General features: G+C 57.3%; 10 protein-coding genes. 5 read left to right on the top strand and 5 right to left on the bottom strand.

The window, feature by feature from the left end; translation table 11 throughout:
- Positions 1 to 107: 107 nt before the first annotated feature.
- A complete protein-coding gene (locus tag KHO31_RS26170) occupies positions 108 to 386 on the bottom strand; it encodes a hypothetical protein (RefSeq protein ID WP_211624434.1) in 279 nt (92 codons plus the stop codon).
- 210 nt (positions 387 to 596) lie between these two features.
- Complete coding sequence (locus KHO31_RS26165) at positions 597 to 1,604, bottom strand: AAA family ATPase (protein WP_211624432.1); 1,008 nt, start codon at positions 1,602 to 1,604, stop codon at positions 597 to 599.
- Positions 1,605 to 2,576: 972 nt separating this feature from the next.
- Here KHO31_RS26165 and KHO31_RS26160 point away from each other — a divergent pair.
- Positions 2,577 to 2,891, top strand: a complete 315-nt coding sequence (locus tag KHO31_RS26160; protein ID WP_201071457.1) for a hypothetical protein — start codon at positions 2,577 to 2,579, stop codon at positions 2,889 to 2,891.
- A 43-nt stretch (positions 2,892 to 2,934) separates the two neighbouring features.
- On the opposite strand, the gene KHO31_RS26155 is transcribed toward KHO31_RS26160, so the two are convergent.
- On the bottom strand, positions 2,935 to 3,354 hold the full coding sequence (locus KHO31_RS26155; protein WP_201071456.1) for a DUF4279 domain-containing protein: 420 nt from the start codon (positions 3,352 to 3,354) through the stop codon (positions 2,935 to 2,937).
- A 13-nt stretch (positions 3,355 to 3,367) separates the two neighbouring features.
- On the bottom strand, positions 3,368 to 4,285 hold the full coding sequence (locus tag KHO31_RS26150; RefSeq protein WP_211624444.1) for a hypothetical protein: 918 nt from the start codon (positions 4,283 to 4,285) through the stop codon (positions 3,368 to 3,370).
- Between the two features lie 190 nt (positions 4,286 to 4,475).
- On the opposite strand from KHO31_RS26150, the gene KHO31_RS26145 reads away from it, so the two are divergent.
- From KHO31_RS26145 to KHO31_RS26130, 4 genes are all read left to right on the top strand, one after another.
- Positions 4,476 to 4,661, top strand: coding sequence for a hypothetical protein (locus KHO31_RS26145; protein ID WP_201072452.1), 186 nt, complete (start codon positions 4,476 to 4,478; stop codon positions 4,659 to 4,661).
- Entirely contained in the window at positions 4,580 to 4,801 is a 222-nt protein-coding gene (locus tag KHO31_RS26140) for a transposase family protein (protein ID WP_201071455.1), read from the top strand. The genes KHO31_RS26145 and KHO31_RS26140 overlap by 82 nt, the downstream gene beginning before the upstream one ends.
- A gap of 291 nt (positions 4,802 to 5,092) precedes the next feature.
- Positions 5,093 to 5,470: a helix-turn-helix domain-containing protein gene (locus KHO31_RS26135; protein ID WP_201138720.1), complete on the top strand. Its 378-nt coding sequence runs from the start codon at positions 5,093 to 5,095 to the stop codon at positions 5,468 to 5,470.
- 73 nt (positions 5,471 to 5,543) lie between these two features.
- Positions 5,544 to 5,846, top strand: coding sequence for a hypothetical protein (locus KHO31_RS26130; protein WP_201138722.1), 303 nt, complete (start codon positions 5,544 to 5,546; stop codon positions 5,844 to 5,846).
- A 43-nt stretch (positions 5,847 to 5,889) separates the two neighbouring features.
- Here the strand turns inward: KHO31_RS26130 and KHO31_RS26125 are convergent, their stop codons facing one another.
- Positions 5,890 to 6,909, bottom strand: coding sequence for an NADP-dependent oxidoreductase (locus KHO31_RS26125; RefSeq protein WP_201138723.1), 1,020 nt, complete (start codon positions 6,907 to 6,909; stop codon positions 5,890 to 5,892).
- Positions 6,910 to 7,014 lie beyond the last annotated feature (105 nt).

Here is a 7,014-nt window from a genome sequence, read left to right as displayed (position 1 = left end):
AGAGCGCCGACGACTACGAGGCGCTGCTACCCTGGAAGCTGGGCAAGCGGGAGCACGAAAAAAACGTCTAGGTCAAGTCTGCGGGAGGGACGTGCTTCGCTGATCGCTTACTTTACATCGACCTCGATGTATTCGGAAATGCGCTTTGCGAAAGCGGATAGTTTCCCGTCGGGAACGTGAAGCACCACGACGTCATGGTCGTCGTGCGCGATGACGGTCAAAAGTTCGATGCCGTCCTTTTTCCATTCTACCGAGCCGTAGTCGTACGCTTTGCGCGGTTTGAACTCAACGGCTATTGTCATTCCCCTGCGTACGGGAAGCCCGAGCTCCTCTCGCTGCTGCTCGAGGTTGTCGATGTTGTCCGTAAGCTCATCGAGCTGCTTCAACAGCCTTTTTCCGTGTGCCCCTCGGTTCCTCTGTGGGGCAGGGTCCCGTACTACATTTAGCGGGGAGCGGAATTTCAACCCGTTCACGTATCCATCAATGGACAGGTGATTTTTAAGTTCGTCTGCCATGCTCTCAAGTTCTGTTTTGTTTTATTCGCTTGAGAGTCTACAACAAGATTTACCGGCACTTGCGGGAGCAGCAACCGGTTTTTACCGGCGTAAGTCGTGACCCTGAGCTCGCTCTTCCAGGTGCAGTATGACGCTTGCCTCACTCACAGTTTGGTGGCCTTCCATAATTGCGTCTTTCAACGCATCAAGGCAGGCCTTAACAATGTCTGCGTGAGACTCACCCTTGCCGGCATTAGCAAGGCGCCGATAGTCAATATCGGACGTCCCGAACACACCCAGGCTGTTCTTCAGCAGCGCTTCAATCTGCCGCTCATCAGGCGCTTCATACTGAATGACGTCGTCAAAACGACGGAATAGGGCTTTATCCAAGTCTTTCCCGTGGTTCGTGGCGGCAATCAGAAGGCTATCCGATGCATCCTGCTCAATGAGCTGCAAGAACATGTTCAGCGTTCTGCGCATCTCGGCCACGTCATGCTGACTGCCGCGCTGCAGTCCGAGCGAATCGAACTCATCGAAAAAATATACACCGCGCGTGGATTTCAGCGCCTCGAAGACCAGCCGTAGCTTTGACGCGCTTTCACCCATAAATTTGGTGATGAGGCTATCGAACCGCGCCGTGAAAAGTGGCAAGCGAAGCTCGCCCGCCAGTGCCGCAGCCGTCATGGTCTTGCCGGTACCCGGTGGCCCGACAAGCAGCAACTTCCGACGGGGGCTCAGTCCGTGGCTGTGCAACTGCTCGTGGTGACGCTGTTCCCGAAGCACGCGATTTAACTTTGTATGGACAGAGTCTGACAACACCATGTGTTGTAAGTGTTCGTGCGGATACTGCACTGTCAGCAATTCGGAGAGTTCGCCCTTCGGCTGAGCGAGTGGAATCGCGCGTTCAGCACCCTTACTCCGCACGGAAGAGAGCCCCGGCTTTCTACCAGCTTTCGCCGCGTCTACCAGGTCACGCAGTTCCGCCGCCAGTTTGGCATGACCACGATGCGCCTCGTCCGCGGCCATTTGCATGGCGACCGCGAAGAAATGCTCGTGATTGTCACCAGCGTACGCGCGCAGTAGTGCTTTCACTTGGTCAGAACGTGCCATCAGGAACCTCAAAAAGTCTCGGAACGAAGTATAGGCTTCCTGCCGGGTTGATGATGCTATTATAGCAACTTGTTGCGATTACAGCATTAACGTCAGCATGATTCCACCCAGAACCCAAGGCGAGCTGATTCGATGGGCACGCGGCAAAAATACTCAAGCTGAATTCGCAGCTGCTCATGGAGTCAACAAATCCTCGTTATCGAGATTCGAAGCCGAAAAGGCGGGCGCGCCTACACACCTGATAAACGATTGCCTCGCACAGCTCGCGGATTTCTTGCTGGCGAATCCTGGCGCCGCCGACGGAATCCAAGACGCATTGGACAACGCTCGGAAAACGGTCTCGTTACTAGAAGGCCTCGCTGGAGTGGACGGGTAAAGTACAGTACATTACTGTATATATATACAGTAATTGGGCGAGTTGGCAGTACCAAATACCCGCTTGGCCGAAGACGACTACATATAGATAGCGTCGCCTGATGCGCGGAAGGCGGAAAAAGCGTGCGACGACCGGAGTTCGAACTCGGTTTTGCTATGCCGGCGAAGTTGAATGGGTAAGCTATGGCTGCACAGCCTTACCAGGCAAGGCTTTGAGAGAGGTTTCTATTGCGACGGCCGTAGGGTGCACCTGAGGCAAGTGCGACATGTGTAGGGTGACAGTAAGCTAAAATCGGCTATCCAGCGCGCCCACCTTCCCCCCAAAGCCAGTCGCAAACATTCGTGAACGACAACAGTAGGGTGTCTTTCGCGACATCAGTAGGGTAACGACACACGGTACAAAATCACCACCACGAGGCACCTGCGAGGCAGTTCAATGTCTAGCCAATGTCTCTCGCCCTGGTAGCAAAAGCGCTACAGCCGCGTCCCCTGCCTCTCCCTCCTCTGAGCTTCCCAGTAACGTCCCCTGTGCGTATTGCCTCTCGCCTGGACAGGCAGTGATCGGGCACACGTATGGTTTTCCTACTGGAGATTACGATGCGGCGTGCCCTAGCCCTGCTGGCCCTATCCACCACCTGTATCACCGCTCACGCATTCAACGCGGCGCAGCGCCGCTACCTCGACGGCATAACCGTGGAGGGCATGGTGCAAATGAGGGATCGCGGGGAGTCTTACGAATCGGCCACCATGCTCTACCGTGGAGCCAATGTGCAGAAGTCGATTGGTGAACGCAACGCCAACAAGATGATCTCGTGGACCGACGCCGTTTATCACGCAGAGTCATTCCGAGGCAAATCACCGACCGAAGCACGCAACGTAGTCACGATGGACTGCCTAGGCGGAATCCAGTGACGGATCCAAGCATCCTCCAGGTCGGCCCGCGCTGCGCCCGCATCTACCGATACTCGTCAATCTCGATTGAGCCGCCGAGAGATTCCATCATCGCCCGGATGTCGCTAGGCACATCAGGTACGCGGTCGCCGGCCTCGTTATCCCAGTAACAGAAGAAACGCATCTTCGCATTGGTTTTGGCGAGGATTTCGCGCAAATCATCTCGTGGCAGTCCGAGCCTCTCTATGAGATACCTCAGGTGCGGCTCAAGCCTGTCGGTTTTCACGGCTACTTTACTGCTAATACTCCAATAGCCGAATCGCCATCTGCTTTCGCTGAGACGGCCTGATGTCGTCACCTTTCGCTCCCCCTTCACTCCGGAACGCTCGGGCGTCACTCCGAAATACGCGGTCCAAAACTCGGGAGGCTCAACGTCCTGATAGATTGAGAAGGAAGCGTATGCAAGGGAGTTATCGGCTGGCATTGTGAATTCGTCCTTAAGGTGCATAGGCATGCATGTTGTCGATGTTCATTCCGTTGAAAGACACGTCCCCATTGTCATGCCAGATAACGTTGTCATCCCCTCTCAGGTCGTTTTCATCCTTCATTGCATGAACCATGTTGCCGAACGTTTTGCGGTCGTAGCCGAGCATTTTTGCTGCGTAGTTTGGATTGTTCGTGCTGGCCGCTAACTCCTCTGTGTCACCGCTCGGTGCATCCTCGCCATAGTCGAACGGCTGCGCATCACCCAGCGGCGTGGAAGTGCCGTCGTCAGCGCTCGGCTGACCGGTGTTGGTGTCATCCGTGCCGGTGTCACTGCCCAGCGCAGCACCGGCCACGTCTTCGACCACGCGAAGCCAATCGCTCGCGATGCGAGCCCCTCTCACGGCGGCCAGTTGTGTTGCCTGCGAGGCTGGGTCGTAAGGGCCAGACAGTACCGGCTCGCCGTTAAACGAGGTGGTGCCGGGTGGGAACAGATAGGCTGAACGCCCCATGCTCCCGCCCCCGCCGGTCGTGGGCCATCTCAGCGGGGCAGGTGTTGGCCGCGACACCCGGCAACTATAGTTCGCTTCGCGATTGATAATCGGCACTAGCCGACCGGACGCAACCGCGTCCTTGAACATGCGTTCGACGCCCGCGTTGTCGTTGGGCAGGTTCCAGTGCGCCACGTTCAGGTGCTCGCTCAGGAACGCCTGAATCTCGCGCAGATTGGTGCCGCCGCTTATTGTTCTCAGGTCCCAGCTTGGCCGGAAATGGCTGGCGAAGTCCCGCTGGTCCTGTTCAAGCTGCTTGCATTCGTCGTCCTTCATGAATCGAAGTGAGTCGCCGGATTCGCTACGGTAAGCATCGGCCAGCACTAGGGTACATTGCCAGCCGATCTCCAGCGGGACATCAAGTGTGTTCCATGACGCCATGCAGCCCCCATTTGACTATAGCCTTCGGAAACTAGCACAGACGCGTCGATCGAACTGTCAAAAAACGTAGCGCTTGTCGGACTAGCGCAGGGCCATCGCATGAAGCGGCGTTAACAATCAAGTCCTTCCAGGAAGGGCTTGTAAACAAAGGCGGAAGCTCGTTAACTATCGTTTTTTGCGCGGCGAAACGATGCACGACGACATCCTGAGCATTGAAGAAGCCTTCGGTGATCTGAAGGACACACGCAGCCGCACGCCGGCCCATGACCTGACCGGAATGTTGATGGTAGCGTTGTGCGCGATTCTCTCGGCTGCGGACAACTGGATCGTGAGCTATGGGGACAGGCAAAGCTGGAGTGGCTGCGCCGCTACATAGCGCTGGAACAGGGCATCCCGTCTCACGACACCTTCGGGCGGGTGTTCGTGGCGTTCAATCCGAAGCAGTTAGAAACCTGTTTCATCCGCTGGATGAGCGCTCTGTGCCCTGGCGCTGGCCGGTCAGGTGGTGGCGATTGACGGCAAGATCGCGGCGCTGCGTGAGCATGACGCAAGCTCGTTGGGGTGTTGCGCGTTTGCAGTACCTGCTAGCCGACGTGCGGGTACTGATTCTGACAGGAACCAACCGTAGCGTCTCCAGTTCTTCCTGCGGGATGCGCGGCATGAATCCGTCCCCGGGTAAAAACCAACCAAGAGGTTTGTGATTAACAATAATGCGATTTTTGAGTACTCTATTAAAGAGTAAAATGATTTATGAGATAGCGAATCGGAGTTATAATAATAGTTGGATTTTCACCGCTGAACTTAGCCATGCACCCAAAGGACGAACAGTTTTTCAAGGCACTGGGCACGCGTATCTCTTGCGCTCGTAAGGCCCACAAGCTCACCCAGCAGCAACTCGCCGAGCGGCTTGGTATTGCCCAGCAGACCCTCGCTCACTACGAAGGCGGGCGGCTGCGACTACCCGCCTCACTGCTACCGGAGTTGACCAGAACACTTGGGCTTTCATCCGATGAACTGCTGGGGCAGAACGTCACCCCAGACGGCAAACGCGGCCCATCCTCTAAGCTGCAACAACAGATCGAGGCGATCAGCCGGCTACCGAAGGCGCGGCAACGCTTCGTGTCCGAGATGCTTGATACGGTGCTGGCACAGGCCAGCAGTAAGGAAGGAGATTTGAAGCAGTAGAAGAAGCGCGGGCCGCATGGGCGGCAACCCATACGGCCCGCTGACCACCACCAACTCATATGAGGAGTTGACCATGGCTGATGCCAATCTTAAACCACGTCGCGCACGCGACAAACACGTCACGCGCATTTCCGTTGCGCTTGAAGCAGACCGCACGCACGAAAACGGCGGGCGTACTGCCTTTCCCTGGATGCAGATTACCGATGCCATGCTCGAACACGCCGGCTTCCTGCCCGGACACCAGGTCCTGTTCAGTATCGACCACCGGCTCGGACACATCACCATTACCCCGGACTATGACTACAGGGTCGCCGGCAGGTACATGACTGCGGCAGAGACCGAGGCCATGCTGCAACGACGCAGCAAACGGAAATGAACAATCCACAAACAACAACCCCGGCTAGCGCCGGGGTTGTCGATCACACCCTGACCAGCAGCTTCCCAAGATTCTTCCCTTCAAACAGGCTATTCAGCGCCTGAGGCAACGCGTCAAACCCATCGACATACGTCTCCTGGTAAACGATCTCCCCGTTCTTCACCCACGGCGCGACGGTCTGCAGCATCTCATCCATCCGATGCACGAAATCACGCGCCAGAATCCCCTGGATCGTCGCACGCTGAAACAGCATGTGCTGCAGGAAACGCGGCGCAAGGTCCGGCGTGTCCAGCCCACCGTCGTATTGAGCGATCGCACCACAGATCACGATCCGCGCGCGGCGCTTGATGAGCGGAATCACCGCATCGGTGACCATGCCGCCCACGTTGTCGAAATAGACATCGACGCCGCCGGTCGCCGCCTGCAGCGCTGACTGCAAGCCTTCGAGCGTGGGATGCGCCCGGTAGTCGACTGCGCCATCGAGCTTCAAAGTGTCCGTCAAAAATGCGCACTTGTCCGGGCCACCTGCAATCCCGATCACCCGACACCCCGCGCGCTTGCCGAACTGCGCGACCAGCGAGCCGACCGCGCCCGCCGCACCGGACACGACCAGCGTGTCGCCCGGACGCGGCTTGCCCGCTTCCATCAACCCGAACCACGCGGTGCGTCCCGGCATGCCGAGCACACCGAGCGCGGTCGAAACCGGCGCGGCGTCGGGGTTCAGTTTGGTCAGTTCGCTGTGATGGCACTTGGCGTACAGCTGCCAGCCGCTATAGGCCGACACCCAGTCACCCTGCTTGAAAAGCGGGCTCGCCGACGCCACCACTTCACCCACCACGCCGGCCCGCTGCACGATCCCGAGCGGATGGGGCACGTCGTAGGTATTGCGTTCGTGCTGCTGGATTCGAATGTACGGATCGACGCTAACGATACGCGCGCGGATCAAAACTTCATTCGATGACAAATTGTCGTCGAGTTCGCTTTCGCGCAACGCGTAATGCTCATCGCCAACGCGTCCTTCGGGGCGCTTGACGTAAAACCACTGGCGATTCTGGTAGTTCATGTTAAGACTCACTGCTGTCGTAGACGGTGAGTGATCTTACCAGCGGTACCATGGCCCGCTCGCGCACCTGACGTCGCATCACGGGACAGGCGCAGCAAAGCCGGT

Origin of the sequence: Paraburkholderia domus, assembly GCF_905220705.1 — a bacterium.
GTDB lineage: Bacteria > Pseudomonadota > Gammaproteobacteria > Burkholderiales > Burkholderiaceae > Paraburkholderia > Paraburkholderia domus.
This window is presented reverse-complemented; position numbering and strand designations above follow the sequence as displayed.